This window comes from Pelagicoccus mobilis (assembly GCF_016595505.1).
In the GTDB taxonomy this organism is placed as follows: domain Bacteria; phylum Verrucomicrobiota; class Verrucomicrobiia; order Opitutales; family Opitutaceae; genus Pelagicoccus; species Pelagicoccus mobilis.
On sequence record NZ_JAENIL010000053.1, the window covers coordinates 28,995 to 48,832 of the forward strand.

The window sequence follows — 19,838 nt, forward strand, 5'->3', positions numbered from 1 at the left end:
CCTCATAAACGAGGTCAAGAATGTAAAACGCAGTAAGATTTAGCGGTCTTTTTGTAAACGAAGGATTAAACCCCGTGGGTATAGTACCCTACCCGATCTTTAAACTATACACCACCCCCGCTAAGTATTGTGATTCAGAACATAGCCCCAAGCGCCTAGCAAACACCGTCCGATTTCACCTAGCGACCCGCGATTCGAGCCACTCGGCGAGACGGACCCTGAGAAGCGAAACGTTTGTTTTCCAACTGTCCAGCAACTCAAAGTCGACCCCAATATTATGCCTACCGAATCAATCGTCCATCTCTCTTCGAATCCAACCATGAACTCGCAAACCTCTAACCTCAAAATCTTTAACGAAGACGAGGTTTCAAATGTCACCACCATCAACTTTCGCGCCCCCACTCCTGCCCAGAAGGAAAAAGCGGAGCAACCGGAGCGCAACAGCATCAAAACCTACCTGCATGAGATCGGTAAGATCGACCTTCTGACCCCCGCTCAGGAGATCACCCTAGCGCGGCGCATCCAGGCAGGCGACAAAGAGGCTCGCGATCTCATGATCAAGTCCAACCTTCGTCTCGTCGTGAAAATCGCCCACGACTACAAGGATTTCGGCCTTCCCGTACTCGACCTTATAAGCGAAGGAAACATCGGCCTCATCAAAGCCGTCGAGCGATTCGACCCTGAAAAAGGCGGCAAGCTCAGCACTTACGCAGCCTGGTGGATCAAGCAATCCATCAAGCGAGCCCTCGCTAACCAAAGCAAAACCATCCGCCTCCCGGTACACCTCGTAGACAAGATCTCCCGCATGCGGAAAATGGCCATGGCTTTGACCGAAGAACTCGGCCGCGATCCTACAGACCAAGAGCTCGCAGACATGCTCGAGATGCCAGTCAACAAGGTCTCTCACCTCAAATCTGTTAGCGTACGCCCTACCTCGCTCAACGCTCCGGTAGGAGACGACGGCAATAGCACCGAATTTGGCGAAATCGTCGGCGACGACAACGCCCCTACTCCTTACGAGAATCTACACGAGAAGTCACTCCGTGGCGACCTCCATGAAATGATCGAGGGCCTCGACCAGCGCGAAGCCGAAATCATCCGCCTCCGCTTCGGACTCAACGGCGACTCCCCACTCACTCTCGAAGAAGTCGGCCAACTCTTTAACATCACTCGCGAGCGCGTCCGCCAGCTGCAAAACATCGCTCTCTCGAAGATGCGGAAGATCATGGCGAGCAAAGAACGCCAGCACTCCGCCGAGGAAATCGAAATGGAAAACCGTGAGCGCAAGCGCATGGAAGTATTTCGCGAGTTCTACGAAGCCACCGCCGCTAGACACTAATTTTCACGCGAGGCGCCTTTTGCTGAGGCCAGCCGTTCACTAAGACGCCCTGTCTCCAAATTGAGGAGACAGGGCGCTTTGGGTTTTGGATTTCAAGCAGGGATCGAGTTAGAACAAGCGGCACGCGAGCAACTCGCGCTCGAAGATCAGCTCCTTGGGCAAGTGATCATGCAGCTTCAAAAACAGCTCCTCGTGCATCACGACCTCGCGTTTCCAAACCTCGCGATCGACCTGCATTATGCTGTCCCATTCTGACTTCGAAAAGTCGAGCCCCTCCCAATCGATGTCAGCGTAGTGAGGGACGTAGCCAATCGGCGTCTCCTTGGCTTTCGCCTTACCGGTCGCTCTTTCCACGATCCACTTGAGAACACGCATGTTCTCTCCAAATCCTGGCCAAACGAAATTGCCCTCCTCATCCTTGCGGAACCAATTCACATGGAAGATCCGAGGGGTTTCGCGGATGCGACGCTGCATCTTGATCCAATGACGGAAGTAATCCCCCATATGGTATCCAATAAAGGGTAGCATCGCCATCGGATCACGCCGAACTGATCCGATATTTCCGAACGCGGCCGCCGTCATTTCAGAGCCCATCGTCGCGCCCACGTAAACGCCGACCGACCAGTTGAAGGCCTCGAAGACCAGCGGCATAGTAGTCATCCTTCGGCCACCAAAAATGATCGCCTTGATCTCAACTCCATGCGGATCTTCCCAAGCTGGGTCGATCGTCGGACATTGCACCGCTGGAGCGGTGAAACGAGCATTCGGATGCGCAGCCGGAGTTTCCGATGCAGGAGTCCAGTCGTTGCCCCGCCAATCAAGACAGTGGCTCGGCGGTTCCCCATCCATGCCTTCCCACCATACATCGCCATCGTCCGTCAAAGCGACATTGGTAAAGATGCAGTTCTCCTTGATCGACTCCATGGCGTTCGGATTCGTGTGGTACGACGTACCTGGCGCTACGCCGAAAAAGCCCGCTTCAGGATTGATCGCCCGCAGACAGCCATTCTCGTCCGGCTTGATCCAAGCAATGTCGTCCCCAACCGTCCAAATTTTCCAGCCGTCAAACGACTTTGGAGGAATCAACATGGCGAAGTTCGTCTTGCCGCAAGCGCTCGGAAACGCCGCAGCCACATAGGTACGCTCTCCTTCCGGGTTTTCGACCCCTAGGATCAACATATGCTCCGCCATCCATCCCTGGTCTCGAGCCATACAGGAAGCGATTCTCAAAGCGAAACACTTCTTTCCAAGTAAAGCGTTTCCACCGTATCCACTTCCGTATGACCAGATGGATCGCTCTTCCGGAAAATGTACGATGTACTTGTTAGCTGGGTCGGACTCGCAAGGCCAAGGGACATCCACATCCCCAACTTCTAACGGCGCTCCCACCGAGTGCATACAGGGCACCACTCGCTTATCCCCCATACTATCGAGCACGTCCTTTCCCATGCGGGTCATGATCCGCATATTTACAACGACATATGGCGAATCCGTAATCTGGATACCGATGTGAGAAATAGGAGATCCGATCGGTCCCATACTGAATGGGATGATATACATCGTCCTGCCATGCATACAGCCCCTAAACAGCTTCTTGAGCTTCTTCTTCATGACCAAGGGATCACACCAATTGTTGGTAGGACCCGCCGCATCCCGACTGTTACTGCAGATATAGGTGCGGTCCTCCACGCGAGCGACATCGCTCGGATCAGAGCGGCAGTAGTAACTATTTGGCCGCTTCTCTTCGTCGAGTTTCACAAAGGTGCCCGAAAGCACCATCTTCTCGCACAGCAAATCGTACTCTTCTTTAGAACCATCACACCAGTGGATATCGGCCGGCTCACATAGCGCAGCCATCTTATCGACCCATTTGATGAGAGGTTTGTTGTCACTCAACGGGATATTGGGGCTCTGTGTTTTCATCACCGAAAAAAATATTAAAATTTCAGTAAAGAGCAAACGACGCCCCCCCGCCCAAACGCAACTAGCACGCCCCATCTTTCCGGAGATTAGGTTCCCTAATCCAAGGACCTAAAATCCTATTCAAAACCGCGTAAATCGATCGTTAAGGCTACAGCAGGCGCGGGTGATTACCGATAAGTGAAGGGATCCATTCCACCATCACGAACAACTCCAAACAAAGTACCAGTTTTGAATAAGAAGATTCTCATCGTTCGAGGCAACCGACAGAACGCAAAGGCGTTGTCGTTCCTGCTCGCGGGCTCCGGGTATCAGATTTCCGCGCATCACACAGCAGGAGAAGCCGTAGAAGCCGCTCGCCACCAGCGTTTCGATCTCGCGATCACCGACGAGGCCCTACCTGAAAACCAGCCCGACCTTTCCCTGGTTTCCAATCTCAAGCAGGCTCAGCCCGCCTTGCCCATTCTCTACATCGCTCAGGAGCAAAACCTCGAGACAGTCATCAGCTGCATCCGCGCCGGAGTGACCGAGGTTCTCGACAATCCCAACGATCTCAAGCAAGTCATCGAGACTACGAACTCAATGTTCCGCTCTCCCAATACCGACGTCACCGACGAGGACGTCACCTGGGAAGACATTCTCGAGGTCGAACGCATGCTCGAGTCGACCTCGCTCAATACCGACGGCCAATCGAGCTCCACCGTCAATTCCGCTGAAATTCAGCAAATCGAGGAGAAACTCCAAGAAGCCCTCAACGAACGCGACCGGATCGCAGGCGAACTCGCTTCCAGCATGCAGAGCCTCGAAAAGTCACGCCGACTCGTCGACGAGCTGAAAAACGAGAGCGGCAACTCCACCACCGACTCCGAAATCGCCGAACGCTCCGCCGAGCTCGACGAACGAGAACGACGCCTCAAAGAGATGTCCGGGAAACTCTCCCAGCAAAAGTTCGAAGTCGAATCCCAGCTCGCAGAACTCGAGGCCCAGCAAATCGAGTTCGAAGAAGCCCAGAAAGATGCAGGAGCAACCGCTGGGGCCGACATTTCCAACGAGCAACTCGATCAAGAACGAGCCGAGTTCGCGGCCCAACGCCTCGAAATGCAGGCCACCATCCAGGATCTCCAGCGGAAAGTCGAAGTTCTCAAGGCAAACGCCTCAGGAACCGAAAGCCTCCAGGAAGAGCTGCGCGCCCTCCGCGAAAAGCTCCAGGACGCCACCGAACAAATTTCCGAAAAAGACTTCATCATCGAGCAACGCGATCGCGAGCTAAACGACCTTAAGTCTCAAACCGCGGATATCGCAGACAATCCAAAGGTCGAGGAACTCGAAGACGAGAAGCGACTCGTCGAAATCGAGCGCCACAAGCTCCAGGAACGCATCGACCAGCTCGAGCTCGAAAAACGCCTCTTCGAGGAAAGCCACGAGAAGAATCAACGAGAGATCCTCGTCGAACGCCGCGATGCAGAAGTCTCCCTCCGCGAGCTCCAAAACACCATCAAGGAAGAGCAGCTGAAGCTGAAGGTCGACCAAGCGACCCTCAAGGAAGACATGCGCCAGTTCGAGCACGCTCGCACCAATTTCCAGGAAGACGTACAAGATCTCCAGTCCAAGCAAGCAGAACTCCGCAAGCTGGAAGCCTATCTCAACCAGATGGAGAGAAGCATCAAGGACCACGGAAAGATGGCCGAAAACACTCTGCCAAAACCCGACAGCTCAGCCCTCGAGCCACTCGAAACCAGCTCCGCGACTACGCCAGAAGTCGGCCTCGCGCCCAATCCAGCGTCCCCCGCTCCAGCAGAGCAGGAGAAGAAACCCGAAAGCTGGGGCAAGCCGAACATGGAAAAGAAAGCCGGACGCGGACCGCTCCGCATCGGACGCCGCTCTTCCTTCTAAAAGGCACCCAGCACATCCATTTAAAACGAAACGCCCCGCAAAAACCTGCGGGGCGTTTTCATTTCCAGAAAGGTAGCGGCCATCGTCCTCGATGGCCATTCTTAGCAATCGCTCACACCACCCCGCTAATCGCGAGGATCAAACTAGCCAGGAAAAACTAGCTGCGACCAAAGACAGCGTCATCAGCGGTCGAATCAGCCGCTTCATTCGCAAGATGCCGGAAAAGAGCCCGATTCTTGTCCCATACGCCCAAACCTGCCGCTTGGGCCCGGGACTCCGCTTCCACCAGCTTTCCGATGAAACCGACTCCGGTCGATTCGTACCGGCCAAGGCCTTTCTCGAGCATCATCACGTTGAGGCAGTCGCCATTGGACGAGGACAAAGTCACGTAACGGCAGCCAGAGACCTCCTTGAAGACCTCCATATAAAGGCGACGGCCGGCGACGACATCCTGCACCACATCCGCGCATTCCGTCTCCGATCGCGCGTCGCCCGGCGGAAATCCGATGCCAGCCAACACCACTCGCTCCTTACGCTTGTTCAGCACAACCTCCACCGTGCGGCCATCAATCGCCCCAATCACATCGACAATCGCCGTGTGCGTCGTCGTCGAACTACGAAGGGTCATGTAAATGAGACCGATCGCGAGAGCTGCAACTGAGATGAAAGCAAATACCATGGAGAAAACGAGTTGGAGAGAGTTAGACTCAACCTATATCGTCGCTCCCCTTCCCAACGTTTAGGAATTCCCGCCAAAACCTTTTCCCTCGGGCGACAATTTAACGATCACCACTCAAAAACGCATCAAGCACGCTGAGGCACCTCGCCATTTGCCCCCTCTCGATAAACTCGTCGTTCTTATGAGCCTGAGCAATATCGCCGGGTCCAAAAACCACCGAGGGAATTCCAGCCCCTTCGTACGCAACCGCGTTGGTCATGTACGGGACCTGCCGCTCCTTCAGGCCAAACCCCAACACGTCTCCCGCCCCCAGCAACTCCTCCACGAACTCGCCTGAACGTTCCCCCACCAGAGGAGGGCGTTCCAGAAAAACCGTCAGCTCAGCTCCCGGTTCCGCAGCGCAAATCGCCTCCAATTCGCTGCGGGCCAGCTCAGCGCTCTCGCGCCTCCCCAGACGCCGGTCAATATCGAGCTGGCAGCGATCAGGGACGATGTTGAACCCGATTCCGCCGCCGATCACTCCCACGTTCATCGTCCCACGATCAATCTCCTCCTCTACCGCTTTCGAGTGCAGCGACTCCCCATATTGCTCCAGACGCCCGCAGAGCCGAGCCGCCTTGTAAATCGCATTTTCTCCCAATTCCGGAGTCGAGGCGTGGGCCGCCTTTCCCGAGGTCGAAACCAGGTAGCGTCCCACCCCTTTGTGACGTGAGATCACATCGCTCCGAGTCGGCTCACCCGTGATCGCCCAGGCGATTCCGAGCTCCTCCTTCAACTTCGCGAGCTCAAACGCTCCCAACTGCTCGCTCTCCTCGTCCACCGACGCCGCGAACACCAGCGCCCGATTCAGTCGCTCAGGAGCCTCCGCGAAACGTTCAAGCGTGAGCAAAAAGCAAGCAAGACTGGCCTTGGTATCACAAGAACCGCGCCCATAAAACCGCCCCTCCCTCTCAGACAAGTCAAACGGGCTACCAGACGCCCAACCCTCCACGCCAACGGTGTCCATATGCGCCTCCAGCAACAACGCAGGCGCATCGTCCGGACCAATCCGAGCGTAGAGGTTCTCCCGCCCCGGCAAAACCGCCTGACGCTGAAACTCGATCCCCTTCGCCCGCAGCCTCTCTTGCAAATAGTCCGCGACCCCACCCTCACCAGGTCCGCCATACACAGGATTAACGCTATTGATCGCCACCAAATCCCTCAGCAGCTCCAGCTCATTCACTTCCAACTCTCCACTCATCTCGTCCGCAGTTTCAAAATCAAACCACTAGGTCAACATAGGGTATAACTGCAAACGCCATTTAATTCGCCGTAAAATTGAGCGCGCGTGTTGTCCCCTGCTTGCGAATGATCTAGAATCTAGCCCATCCACTATTCCATTCCAGTTCTCTCCTAGATGAGACCTCACCATTCCACACAAAAGCCGAAGCAAAACGCAGAAGGGACCCAGGACGACCCGTCCGAAGAAATCCCGCAGCTAGAGCTGGGCCTAGAGAAAGAAACCACACGACTCGCTTCCGAAGTCGGCAATCCAGCCTTCATGATCGACGAAGTGTTCAACGTGGTCGCCTTCGCAAATGGCGCCCGCAGGATCCTCGGAGCTCCCCACGCCAAAGCGTTCTCCCTCTCCGATTGCGGCTCCCTCACCTCCGATCAGATCGCCAGCCTCAGCGACAACGTGCGAGCCCTGCTCATCAGCGACAATCGCGACGAGGAACGCTATCTCCGCCTACCACTCGAAATCGAAGGCGAAAAACGCGTCTTCTGCGTAACCCTTCAAAAAGATGAGCTCGAATCCGGCGATCCCTGCGTGCGCGGCATAGCCGAAGCCATCCTCCCCCAATCCGCCGCTCAATCCACTTCCGAAATCGCCAGAGATCCAGAAGCCTCCAGCCTCGGCTGGACCCTCGATATCGATTCAAAAGCCTTCGAGTACTTCGGAAAGGAAGTCTCCAAGGAAACCGGACTCGTCTCCCTCTCGGAATGGCTCGCCTGCGTTATCGAAAACGACCGCCAAAACGTAGCCGAAGCCTTCTACCGCCTCCTTGATCGAGAAACCTCGACCGAGCGTATCCAGTATCGGATGACATTGCCAAACGGCGCCATCCGCTGGGTCAGCACCTTGGCCCGCCACGCTCCAGAGGTTGGACAAACCGCCCCCTCCACCATCATCGGCATGCACAGCTTCGATCAGGACAATCGAAGCCTTGTCGAGGACCTTCAACTATTCTCCCACCTCGCTCGCAAAGTTCAGCTCTCCATTCTCGTCTACGACCAACAAGGCAACATTAGCTGGTGCAACAACGCCTTTACCGAAATCACCGGCTATCAGCTAGACGAGATCGTCGGACGCGATCCGCACGTTCTCCTACGCGGTCCCATGACTGAAGTTGAAACCGTGAACCACATGCGGGAGCGTATCAGCAAAGGCAAAGGCTTCCACGCCGAGCTCGTCCAGTACAAGAAAAACGGAGCCCCCTACTGGGTCAGCATAGACGGAAATCCACTCGTCGACGAAAACGGCGTCAGCACCCGATTCATCTCGTTCCAGACGGACATCAGCGAATCGAAGAAAGCCCAAAGCGCCATCCTTCGAAACGAGATCAAATTCCGCTCCCTTTTCGACAACTCCATCGACGCCCTCCTTCTCATATCCCCACGAGACGGAGTCATCATCGAGGCAAACAGCTCCGCCATCCAACTGTTGGATACCGACCGACTCGTAGGGCAACGCCTAGAAGAGATCTTTCCTGAAAATCAGGATTTCCGAATCGAACATCTCAACGAACTGATCGACGCCCAAGAAGGCTCTCGCCGCGAGAGCGGAGAATTCATCACCGCCAAAGGACAAGTGCGCCCAGTCGAGATGACAGTCAGCCGCACCCCTATCGGCGAGTCCATCGCCCTATTCGTCACCCTCCGGGACATTTCAGAAAAGCGGCTTCTCGAAGAACAGCTACGCCACACCCAACGCATGGAGGCTGTCGGCCGCCTCGCAGGTGGTATCGCCCACGACTTCAACAACCTGCTCGCCGGACAAAGAGGATTCAGCGAGTTGCTCTGCAATTCCCGCGACCTGAGCAAGAGGGATCACGTCTACGCCAACGAGATTCTCAAAATCACCGACCGAGCCAGCAAACTGACCAGTCGCCTTCTCTCGTTTAGCCGTGGCAAAAGCGAGAAGCCCGTGGTTGCAAACCTGAACGACACCATCAGCAACATGATGCCGATGCTGTCTCGCATCCTCAAGACCGACGTAAGATTCACATCGCAACTAGACCCAAATCTCTGTAACGTAAAAGTTGATACCAACCAGATCGACCAGGTCATCATGAACCTCGTCGTCAATGGACAGGAAGCCATCACTTCAAACGAAGGCATCGTCGATTTAAAAACGAGCATGGTCGAACTCGATGGTAGTGAAATCTTCATTACCGGAAAAAGCGACCCCGGCCGATACGCCAAAGTCGCCGTCAGAGACAACGGACAAGGCATTCACCACGAAGTCTTGGAAAAGATATTCGAACCATTCTTCACCACGAAAAAAGGAGCGGGCACCGGCCTTGGGCTCTCGATCGTCTATGGAATCATCCAGAGCAATGGAGGACACTTGATGGTAGATAGCGTCATCGGCTCTGGCACCGAATTCGCCTTCTATTTCCCCGAAGTGCTCGAAGAAGTAGAGCAAGAAGACAGCCCTGATTTGCGCGAACAAATGCCGAGCGCGTCTACTTCCGACGAGGGAGAAGCGCCCACCATTCTCGTAGCCGAAGACCAAGAGCAAGTCCGAGAAATTCTAGAGCTCGGCCTTGGCCAAAGCGGATACAATCTCATCATCGCACAAGATGGACAGGAAGCCATCGACAAGGGAACCAATCATCGAGGAAAGATCGACCTCTTGCTCACGGATTCGATCATGCCCAAAGCCTCAGGCTGCAGCGTGATCAACCACATGCGATCCGCGTATCCAGATATCAAGGTCGTCCTCATGTCAGGGCTCCCCCAACAGGAAAGCGAAGAATGCAGAGGCATCGAAGTCGACGCCTACGTCGACAAGCCCTTCTCCATTCGCAAACTGCTAGAGCTCATAAACGAGCTTGTAGCCGCCCCACACCAATAAGAGCCGGAGAAAAACTCGCTTAACCTCCGATCAGCCCCAAGCCGAAACGGATCCACAGCGGCATCGTCAGCATGCCCACGATCGTCGTAGCCAAGGCAACCCGAACCGCCACCACCGGCTGGCCTCCGTAGTGCTTCGTCAATACGATCGGCATGATCCCGGCAGGCATAGCCGCCTGAAAGACGAGAACTCGCTTAAGCTCGATCGATAACGGAAAGTACCAAGCGATCGCCAATCCCACCACCGGCAGCACCCCAAGTCGCAAGGCAATTCCAGCCACGCTGTCCCGATTGTCCCATAGTTTTTCCCCATCTCGGACATGATCGAAGAGATTCGCCCCGATCGCCAAAAGCCCCAAGGGAACCGCGCACGCCGCCAGCATCGAGACGCTACTCGTCACCTCCGACGGAAGCTTCGTATTCCACCCGCTCAAGTTCAATGCGAGCCCGACCAACAAAGCGACCACCATCGGATTGAAGATCTTTTTCAGTCCTTCCCCCAACGAACCGCCCGCCAAAAACGAAATCCCCACCGTCCAGATCGCGATTTCGATTCCCACATTATGCATGAACAGCACCGCCAACTCGTCAGCCCCATAAAGATCCACAATCAACGGCACCGGCAGATAACCATAATTGTAGATCCCTGCCGAAAACGCGAAGGTCCGCAGCCCTTTACCCTTCTTGATACCAACGACTCTACCGACAACGCTACAAACGAGAAATCCGATAACAATCGTCCCGAAACCAGCCAAAGGCCCCCAAAACGATCCCACGCTCCCGCGAAACGAACTCGCTTCGATCATCGAGTTGATGATGAGACAAGGATAGAAGACCTTGACCACCAATTCCACCATCCCCTTCTCGACCGCTTGCCCCATGAGCTCCTTCCAACGAAGGACAAACCCGATCGCCAACATGGCGAAGATCGGCAGGATCAAACGTAATATAGAGAGATACTCGTCCATTTCAGCTACAGCCTCAATTGCCCCAAGCCGCCACCCCCGTCAAGGAAAGCGTCGCCCTCGCGACACATTCGAGAGGTTGACAAGCGCAGCCTCTCCCCAAAAAATTCGTTCCACAGTTAATGGCTTGGCGAATAGATAAGCACGTAGTTAGGGGCCTGATCCAAAATATAGTTCCAGGCCGGGTAGTTGGCACCGTTTGGCTAAAAGGCCTGAACCAGCCCATCGAATTAAACCTCAAAGGAAATTGCTACCGCGACCTCGCAGGCACTCGCCTCGAATTCAAGAACCCTCACCCTATCGAAGGCGACTACACCGGATTCGACGTCTTCCAAGAAGGCAATGTCGGCGACATGACCGCATCCAAAAAGGTCAAAACCCTGCTCGATTTCGATGAAGAGAGCGAAGAGCTCCCAGAAAGCCCCGCCTTCAAACTCGCCAACTGTCTCTACCTCGAGTGGTTCAGCGAATCGAACGGCCGCGTGCTCATAGAAACCACCGACTTTTCCTGGAAAGTCAGCCTCCCAAAATGGACCCTGTCGGAAGACGACGAACGCGACCAGCAGGAGGCCAACAAGCAAGCCATGTTCAACTTCATGGACGAGCTATCACGCGCCCTCACCCCCGCCGAGCAAAGCGAGGAGCCAGCCGAGGAAGACATGGACGAGTTTCAGTGGGAAGCCTACCTCCAGAAAACCGACGCCCGTTCCGACATGCTGCTCGAGCTCTTCGAGAAGTACGAAAACGATCCCGACTGCGAGGAGATCATCGCCAAAGCGATGGGCTGGGAAATCGAATCAATGGAGGTCACCGAAGAATTCTTCGAGGAATGGGATATCGACCAGAACCAGGATTCTAAAGATCCAGATTCTGAATACCTCCCAAACCATCCCCTCATCAGCCGGATGATGGACATCACCTCCCAGCTCTACTACGAGGCGGAATCCAGAAAACTCTTTACCGAAGACACCAACAACCCCTGGAACCAGCTCATTTGGCACGGGCAAATGACGGTCAGTAAACTCATCGCCGCCCTCGAAGAGGTCGCCGAAGGCATTGAAACAGAGCCAGGATTCGTCGTCGCCACCCTCAAACGCGCCCTGCATCTCCTCCACTTGACCATCGCCACCATGGAAGCCTGCGTCTCGATCGACCCAGACGAACACCGCTGGACAAACGACATCCGCAAGGAGCTCTTCACCCTACGCGAGTCCATCATCGACACCATGCAAAGCTACCGCCAACAGTAGCCACTCGCAGCCGCTCCCAGAAACGAATCGTTGCATTTTGGGCAGGCTGCGCCATTCCAGCCACCACTTACATCATGGAAATCGCTTTCACAAAGATGCACGGAGCCGGCAACGACTTCGTAATGATCGAAAATCTCGACGGAAAGATCGAGCTCAGCTCCGAACAAGTCGCAAAACTCTGCGATCGCCGCTTCGGAATCGGCGCCGACGGACTCATCCTGCTCAATCCCCCCGCCGACGACAGCGTCGAAGCCACCATGGTCTACTACAACGCCGATGGCGGGCGCGTCGACATGTGCGGCAACGGAGCCCGCTGCTTCACCTCTTTCGCCCTTCAAAACGGCGTTGGCGACGGCTCAACCGTATCCTTCAAGACCGACGCCGGTCCGATGACCGCCGACGCAAAGGACGGGCAATTCACCATTCGCCTCACTCCGATGCACGACCTCCGCCTCGACAAGACGCTCGCAACCGAGCAAGGCAGCTTCGACTACCACTTCATGAACACCGGCGTCGAACACGTCGTAAAATTCGTCGAAGACGTGAGCGCCGTCGACATCGTTCCCGAAGGTTCGACCATCCGCTACCACGACGATTTCGCCCCCAAAGGCACAAACGCCAATTTCGCCCAAATCCAAGAAGACGGCATCATCAAGGTCCGCACCTATGAACGTGGAGTAGAAGACGAAACGCTCGCTTGCGGCACCGGGGTAACCGCCGCGGCGATCGCCGCCAATCTCAAAGGTCTGGCAGAGGCACCCGTCCAGCTCCTCGTAGCCGGAGGCGACGTGCTCACCATCGGCTTCGATCGCGAAGGCGATTCCGTCAGCAACATCACCCTCACCGGTCCGGCCAAGAACGTCTTCACCGGCATCGTCGAGATCTAAACAGGTAGAGCCCGCTGTCCCAGCGGGCACTCACCTCCCTTACAGATCCCCGCACTTCTCCGCCAAGCCGCGAGCCACGCGCTTGGCGAGCAGAGGCCCCTCGTAGATCATTCCAGAGTACACCTGGACCAAGGTAGCTCCCGCGTCCAGTTTCTGAGCGGCAGTATCAGCATCGTAAATACCCCCGACCCCGATGATCGGCAGCTTGCCCTCGGTTATCTTGGCGATATGAGCGATCATCTCCGTAGACATATCGGTGATAGGCTTGCCGCTAATCCCACCAGCTTCATTCAGATCCTTAAACGGACCTTCACGCGCCATTGTAGTATTCGTGGCAATGATACCATCCAGGCTCAGATCGTGCAAAATCTGAAGAATGTCATCCACCTGCTCTTCCGTCAGGTCCGGAGCGATTTTCAGCAGGATCGGCTTACGACTCCCCGGATGCAGCTCCTCACGTGCCGCATTTGCGGATACAAGCTCCCCTAATAGCTCTCGAAGACGGTCCGCATCCTGCAGCTTGCGAAGATCGGGCGTGTTCGGGCTACTAACGTTAATAACCACGTAATCCGCATAGTCAGCCAACAAGCTAAACGAGCCGAGGTAGTCCTCCACCGCCTTGTCGAGCGGCGTGACCTTCGACTTGCCAATATTGACCCCTAAGGGAATCCGACGCTCTCCCACCCCAGGCTGTTTCTCCAGCCGAGCCGCGATCGACTGAGCGCCATGGTTGTTGAACCCCATACGGTTCAACACCGCCTCGTGCTCCGGAAAACGAAACAGGCGCGGCTTCGGATTTCCAGGCTGCGCCTTGTGGGTCACCGTGCCGATTTCCACATGCCCAAAGCCGTAGGCCTCCAAGGCTTGCCAACAAACCGCGTTCTTGTCGAAGCCCGCCGCCAAACCGATCCGGTTGGGAAAGGTCACGCCGAACGCCTCGACCGGCTTCGCCGAGCTCGGCAGCTGATTGATCGCTCCCATCATGCGAACCAGCCCCGGGATGGAACGCAAAACGCGTAGCCCATCGACAGCCACTTCGTGAGCCCTTTCAGGATCAAGCTTGAAAAACAGAGGTTTCAGTAGGTTCTTATAAACAGCGCCCATGCTAGCGGTAACAGAAGGCATTTAGCCCTCACTTGAAAATCAAAAACATCAGCTTTCTCCTCCCATTTACCTGCTTACCGTCCAGCAAGAACGCCACTCGTAAACATTGGCCTTGCAAATCGCCAAATTTCCTCACTTCAAAATTGCCTTAAAGCCCCAACAACATTTCGTCGTTTTTAGCCTTTCATTGATTGACTTACACGCCGCGGGACCTTTTTGGATAATCGTAATTTGTAAAACATGCCAAGAGCAGGAAAACAGTTAGATTGGTGCACAGTTCGTCTCGGAGAAGATACGAACTGGTGGGTTGTAGAAGTCAGCGACGATGTCCACTGGGACGTCGATGGACTGAGTATAGTCGACCCACGTCAGATTTCACACATTCTCGACCTCCTCGAGCCCCTACAGGAATACAAGCTCGATCAGGATTTGTTCGATACGGCGTTCATCCCGTTCCGAATTCAGAGAAACCTCGGCGACGGGCATATCCGCCTCACTCGCTCGCAGGAAAGCTTCGCGGACGCGGAAGAGCCGCTCTTCGGCCTCCCCAATATCGTGGACGACGAAAACAGCCCTTACGCTGACTTCATCAACCACATCACGAAGATCCGCGTCGCGATGCTCAACGACCTCATCGATTTCGAGCAAAAGCTCACCATCGACGAAGTCGAGGACGACATCCGCGAGGAAGAGAACAACAATTTCATCGAAGGCAAAGCCGTACACCTCTTCAACGAAGTCACCAACATCCTCGACTACGTACCAGTCGGTTGGGAGCTCGACGAAGATGGCGATGCAGAAAAGTCCGAAGGCGAAGAGTTCGAGGACATCCCTGACATCGAAGAAGAAGACACCTCCCAAATCTCCAAAGACGAAAGTCTCAAATGGGACGAAGAGGAAGAGGAGGAAAAAGAAGACGACACCTACGAAGGTCCTCCCCCCGACGACGGCGAAGAAACCGAACTCGGCGACGACGACGACGAGGAAGAAAAGTAATCACTTTACCAATACAAAGCCCGCTCCTAATCCGAGCGGGCTTTTTCGTAGGAGGGCAACGCTCCGTCGTTGCCTTCACAGCAATAGAGCTACCCCTTTAACTTAGTCGCCACTTCCTTGGCGAAATAAGTCAAAATAACATCCGCCCCCGCTCGCTTGATCGCCAGCAGAGACTCGTCACGAGTCTTCTCATAATCAAGCCAGCCCAGCTTGGCCGCCGCATGGATCTGAGCATACTCGCCCGAAACCTGATACGCCGCCACCGTCACCTCCGAAGCATCCCGAAGCTCACGAATGATATCCAAATAAGCGCCCGCTGGTTTCACCATCACGAAGTCCGCCCCTTCCTCCTCGTCCATCAAAGCATCCATGATCGCCTCGCGACGATTCGCCGGATTCATCTGGTAAGTCTCCTTGCCCAACAAAGTCGTCCCCGCCGCCTTCGCGCTGCCGACCGCCTCGCGATACGGACCGTAATACGCCGAAGCAAATTTCGCCGAGTACGCCATGATCGCCGTATCGATATGCCCACAGGTGTCCAAAGCCGCCCGAATCGCTCCCACGCGCCCGTCCATCATGTCCGATGGAGCCACGATATCGACCCCCGCTTCCGCCTGCAACACCGCCATCTCACAAAGACGCCGCACCGTCTCATCGTTCATCACGTAAGAACCGTCCTCGTTCAAAACGCCGTCGTGCCCGTGCGTTGTATAAGGGTCCAAAGCCACGTCAGTGATCACAGAAATCTCTGGTACCGCCGCCTTGATTGCCTTCACGGCTCGGAGCGTCAACGTGTCCGGATTCCCCGCTTCAGAGCCGAGAGCATCCTTCAAGTCCGGGTCCATATTCGGAAAAATAGCCACCGCCGGCACGCCCAGATCCGCTAGCTCGCGGCATTCCGCCACCAAGCCCTCGATGTTCAGGCGATACAGTCCTGGCATCGAACCCACCGGCTCCTTCTCCCCCGCTTCCTTCACGATCAGAGGCGCGATCAAGTCCTCCACCCGCACGTAAGTCTCCTGTGCCATCGCTCTTAGCGACGCCGTCCGACGCATCCGCCGAGGGCGACGGGGCAAATCCAGCTTGAAATCCTCAGTCTTATCGAAACTCTTCATGGCTCTTTTTCAGCGAAGCTGTGGATTCGCCCGCAACACGCAACCGAAACCTACAGCCTAACCACCTAGCACCTAATCACCTAAGGAAGCGCAGCAACCGTGCAAGAAGTCACATTCCACAACACCCTTTCTCGTAAGGCGGAACCCATCGTTCCCACCAAAGGCAATGTCGTCGGCATGTACTGTTGCGGTCCGACCGTCTACGCTCAGGCCCACATCGGCAACTTCCGCACCTTCCTCAACCAGGATGTCATGCGCCGAGTCCTGCAAACCGCCGGCTACAAGGTCATTCACGTGCGCAACCTCACCGACGTGGACGACAAAACCATCGCTCGCTCCATCGAGGAAGGCCGCGAACTCTCAGAGTTCACCGAGCATTGGACCGAAATCTTCCACCAGGACTGCGGACGCTTCAACATGCTCGCCCCTCAAATCGAGCCCAAAGCCACCGCCCACATCGACGAGCAGATCAAAATGATCGAAGACCTGCTCGAACGCGGACACGCCTACGCTTCCGAAGACGGTTCCGTCTACTTCCGCGTGTCGTCTTTCGATGGATACGGCAAGCTCTCTCGCATCAAGGAACGCGAACTTCTTACCGATGCCGAAACTTCAGACGAGGACGAAGGTCCCGTCGACTCCGACGAATACACCCGCGACTCCGCAGCCGACTTCGTCATGTGGAAAAGCCGCAAGCCAACTGACGGCAATGTCTTCTGGGATAGTCCATGGGGTGAAGGTCGCCCAGGCTGGCACCTCGAGTGTTCCGCCATGGCCATGAAGTACCTATCCCACAACCTCGACATCCACTCCGGCGGCGTCGACCTCACCTTCCCTCACCACGAAAACGAGATCGCCCAGTCCGAGTGCTCCTGCTGCAACGACAAACAATTCTTCAAATACTGGATACACGCCGCCCACCTCATGGTTGACGGAGCCAAGATGTCCAAAAGCCTCAACAACTTCTACACCGTAGACGACATCGAGGCCAAGGGCTACGCCCCCGTCGTGCTTCGCTACGCCCTCACCAGCGGGCACTATCGCCAGACGATCAACTTCACCGACGACTCCCTCGTCGCCGCTCAAAGCGCCCTCGTCAAACTCCGTAAGTTCTCCGACGAGCTCCTCGCCGCAGCCGGTCTCAAGCGTGCCGCCGTTCTCAAAGAGATCACCAAAGGCAAGCGCCTCAAAGACGACTGGGGCATCTTCGCCGACGCCTGGGAAAAGCTCTCCCACGACATGAATATCCCCGGCGCACTCGGTGAGATCTTCAAAGCCATCAAATCCAAGCCCGGAGCCGAAGCGGTCTACACTTTCCACAAACTCATCTTCGCCCTCGGCTACGATCTCGAACAAGTGATCATCGAAAAGCCCAAGGTAGACGCTCCCGAAGAAGTCAAAGCCATCGCCCAAAAGCGCTGGGAAGCCAAGCAAGCCAAAGACTGGGCCGCAGCCGACGCCCTCCGCGACGAACTCGCCGCAGCCGGCTGGAAAGCCCTAGACGGCAAAGACGGCTTCACCCTCGAACAAATCTAAGGTAGGGCTCGACCGCCGGGCGAGCCGCATTGCAGGATCCTTCCCCTCCAAATTCTCATTGCCCCTATCGCCTAAACACCTACAGCCTTTCTCCCTCATAAAATGAAAGAACAAATGACTCCTCTCGAAGAGATCCGACACTCCTCGTCGCACGTTCTCGCCACCGCAGTCCTTCGCCTCTTCCCAGAAGCGAAGCTCGACATCGGACCTCCCACCGACACCGGCTTCTACTACGATTTCGATCTGGATCACAAGTTCACCTACGACGACCTCGAAAAGATCGAGGAAGAGATGGCCAAGGTCATCAAGGAGAACCAACGCTTCGAACGCATCGAAGTCTCCCGTGAAGAAGCCGTAAAGATGATCAAGGAAATCGGCCAAGAGGAATACAAGCTCGGCCGTCTCGACGACATCCCCGAAGACGATCAAGTCTCCTTCTACCGTAACGGTGAGTTCCTCGACCTCTGCGCCGGCTCCCACGTCAATTACACCAAGAAGATCAAAGCCTTCAAGCTGCTCTCCATCGCCGGCGCCTACCACCGCGGAGACGAGAACAACAAGCAGCTTCAGCGCATTTACGGCACCGCCTTCGCCAAGAAGCAAGAGCTCGCCGACTACCTCGAGCAGCTCGAGGAATCCCGCAAACGCGACCACCGTCGCGTGGGCAAGGACATGGGCCTCTTCCACATCGACGAAGCCGTCGGCCAAGGCCTCATCCTCTGGAAACCAAAGGGCGCCATAGTCCGCCAAGAGCTCCAAGACTTCATCTCCGAACAGCTCATCAAGCAGGAGTACTCCCAAGTCTTCACACCACACATCGGCAAGCTCGGCCTCTACAAGACCTCCGGTCACTTCCCGTACTACCAAGAGTCCCAGTTCCCGCCACTCATCGAGCGCGACTCCCTCGCCGACCTCGCAGCCGAAAACGCGAGCTGTTCGACGCTCACCAACAATCTCGAGACCGGCGACATCGAAGGCTACCTGCTCAAGCCGATGAACTGCCCGATGCACATCAAGATCTACGATTCGGAGCCACACTCCTATCGCGATCTCCCGATTCGCCTCGCCGAGTTCGGCACCGTTTACCGCTGGGAGCAATCCGGCGAGCTCAACGGCATGACGCGCGTTCGCGGCTTCACTCAGGACGACGCCCACATCTTCTGTACCGAAGAGCAGCTCCAAGGCGAAATCCAAGGCTGTCTCGACCTCGTCAAGATCGTCTTCGGCACTCTCGGCATGGAGGAATACTCCGTGCGTGTTTCCCTTCGTGATCCGAATTCCGACAAGTACGTCGGCGATCCCGCAAACTGGGACAAGGCGGAAGCCGCCATCCGCGAAGCGGTCAAAACTCTCGGCGTTCCGTTCGTCGAAGAAGAAGGCGAAGCCGCATTCTACGGTCCGAAGATCGACTTCGTGGTCAAGGACGTCATCGGGCGCGAATGGCAGCTCGGCACCGTGCAGGTCGACTACAACCTCCCTGTTCGCTTCGACATCAACTACACCGGTTCCGACAACAAGCCGCACCGTCCCGTCATGGTACACCGCGCCCCATTCGGCTCCATGGAACGCTTCTGCGGTCTGCTCATCGAGCACTTCGGCGGCGACTTCCCGACCTGGCTCGCTCCAGAGCAAGTCCGCGTCCTGCCGATCTCCGACAAGGTTCGCGACTACGCAGAAAGCCTTGTAGCCCAGCTCAAGGCCAACGGCGTCCGCGCTACCGGCGACTACAACTCCGACAAGCTCGGAGCCAAGATCCGCAACGCCGAGCTAGACAAGGTGCCCAACACCCTGATAGTCGGCGAACGCGAAGCCGAAGAAGGCAAAGTCTCCGTGCGCAGCCGCTTCCACGACGGCAAGCCCACCATGCTCTTCGAAGAGTTCGAGACCCAAGTCCTCCAGCTCATCAACGAACGCACCCTTCAAATCAAAAAGTAGAGAGTTAGCGGCCGCCGTCGCGAACCAGCGCAAAAAATCCCCAATCCGCCTCCCAATCGAGGCGGATTTTTCTTATCCTTGTAGCGCGGTGCTTCAGCCC

14 protein-coding genes are annotated in these 19,838 nt (G+C 55.9%); 8 read left to right on the plus strand and 6 right to left on the minus strand.

Annotated elements, in window-relative coordinates; translation table 11 throughout:
* The first annotated feature begins 277 nt into the window (after window positions 1–277).
* Window positions 278–1,339, plus strand: a complete 1,062-nt coding sequence (locus JIN87_RS22405; RefSeq protein ID WP_234033569.1) for a sigma-70 family RNA polymerase sigma factor — start codon at window positions 278–280, stop codon at window positions 1,337–1,339.
* Window positions 1,340–1,447: 108 nt separating this feature from the next.
* On the opposite strand, the gene JIN87_RS22410 is transcribed toward JIN87_RS22405, so the two are convergent.
* Window positions 1,448–3,262, minus strand: a complete 1,815-nt coding sequence (locus tag JIN87_RS22410; protein ID WP_234033570.1) for a phosphoenolpyruvate carboxykinase (GTP) — start codon at window positions 3,260–3,262, stop codon at window positions 1,448–1,450.
* A 228-nt stretch (window positions 3,263–3,490) separates the two neighbouring features.
* On the opposite strand from JIN87_RS22410, the gene JIN87_RS22415 reads away from it, so the two are divergent.
* Window positions 3,491–5,152, plus strand: a complete 1,662-nt coding sequence (locus tag JIN87_RS22415; protein ID WP_200357867.1) for a response regulator — start codon at window positions 3,491–3,493, stop codon at window positions 5,150–5,152.
* Window positions 5,153–5,309: 157 nt separating this feature from the next.
* On the opposite strand, the gene JIN87_RS22420 is transcribed toward JIN87_RS22415, so the two are convergent.
* Together JIN87_RS22420 and JIN87_RS22425 are read right to left on the minus strand one after the other, a co-directional pair.
* Complete coding sequence (locus JIN87_RS22420) at window positions 5,310–5,831, minus strand: thermonuclease family protein (RefSeq protein ID WP_200357868.1); 522 nt, start codon at window positions 5,829–5,831, stop codon at window positions 5,310–5,312.
* 100 nt (window positions 5,832–5,931) lie between these two features.
* Window positions 5,932–7,071, minus strand: coding sequence for a M20/M25/M40 family metallo-hydrolase (locus JIN87_RS22425; protein WP_200357869.1), 1,140 nt, complete (start codon window positions 7,069–7,071; stop codon window positions 5,932–5,934).
* Window positions 7,072–7,227: 156 nt separating this feature from the next.
* On the opposite strand from JIN87_RS22425, the gene JIN87_RS22430 reads away from it, so the two are divergent.
* Window positions 7,228–9,951: a hybrid sensor histidine kinase/response regulator gene (locus tag JIN87_RS22430; RefSeq protein WP_200357870.1), complete on the plus strand. Its 2,724-nt coding sequence runs from the start codon at window positions 7,228–7,230 to the stop codon at window positions 9,949–9,951.
* 19 nt (window positions 9,952–9,970) lie between these two features.
* Here JIN87_RS22430 and JIN87_RS22435 read toward each other — a convergent pair whose 3' ends face one another.
* Window positions 9,971–10,918 carry an AEC family transporter gene (locus JIN87_RS22435; RefSeq protein WP_200357871.1) on the minus strand — a complete coding sequence of 316 codons (948 nt, stop codon included), beginning with the start codon at window positions 10,916–10,918 and terminating at the stop codon, window positions 9,971–9,973.
* A gap of 119 nt (window positions 10,919–11,037) precedes the next feature.
* On the opposite strand from JIN87_RS22435, the gene JIN87_RS22440 reads away from it, so the two are divergent.
* Window positions 11,038–12,165, plus strand: coding sequence for a hypothetical protein (locus tag JIN87_RS22440; protein WP_200357872.1), 1,128 nt, complete (start codon window positions 11,038–11,040; stop codon window positions 12,163–12,165).
* A gap of 74 nt (window positions 12,166–12,239) precedes the next feature.
* On the plus strand, window positions 12,240–13,052 hold the full coding sequence (gene dapF, locus JIN87_RS22445) for a diaminopimelate epimerase (protein WP_200357873.1): 813 nt from the start codon (window positions 12,240–12,242) through the stop codon (window positions 13,050–13,052).
* Window positions 13,053–13,091: 39 nt separating this feature from the next.
* Here dapF and JIN87_RS22450 read toward each other — a convergent pair whose 3' ends face one another.
* A complete protein-coding gene (locus tag JIN87_RS22450) occupies window positions 13,092–14,177 on the minus strand; it encodes a quinone-dependent dihydroorotate dehydrogenase (protein ID WP_234033571.1) in 1,086 nt (361 codons plus the stop codon).
* Window positions 14,178–14,396: 219 nt separating this feature from the next.
* Here JIN87_RS22450 and JIN87_RS22455 point away from each other — a divergent pair, with 219 nt between their 5' ends.
* A complete protein-coding gene (locus tag JIN87_RS22455) occupies window positions 14,397–15,152 on the plus strand; it encodes a hypothetical protein (protein WP_200357874.1) in 756 nt (251 codons plus the stop codon).
* An 89-nt stretch (window positions 15,153–15,241) separates the two neighbouring features.
* Here JIN87_RS22455 and hemB read toward each other — a convergent pair whose 3' ends face one another.
* The gene (gene hemB, locus JIN87_RS22460; protein WP_200357875.1) at window positions 15,242–16,267 is read right to left on the minus strand and encodes a porphobilinogen synthase; all 1,026 of its coding nucleotides are present in this window, start codon (window positions 16,265–16,267) and stop codon (window positions 15,242–15,244) included.
* A gap of 99 nt (window positions 16,268–16,366) precedes the next feature.
* Here hemB and cysS point away from each other — a divergent pair, with 99 nt between their 5' ends.
* Entirely contained in the window at window positions 16,367–17,803 is a 1,437-nt protein-coding gene (gene cysS / locus JIN87_RS22465; RefSeq protein WP_200357876.1) for a cysteine--tRNA ligase, read from the plus strand.
* Window positions 17,804–17,905: 102 nt separating this feature from the next.
* On the plus strand, window positions 17,906–19,738 hold the full coding sequence (gene thrS / locus JIN87_RS22470; protein WP_200357877.1) for a threonine--tRNA ligase: 1,833 nt from the start codon (window positions 17,906–17,908) through the stop codon (window positions 19,736–19,738).
* Window positions 19,739–19,838: the final 100 nt, after the last annotated feature.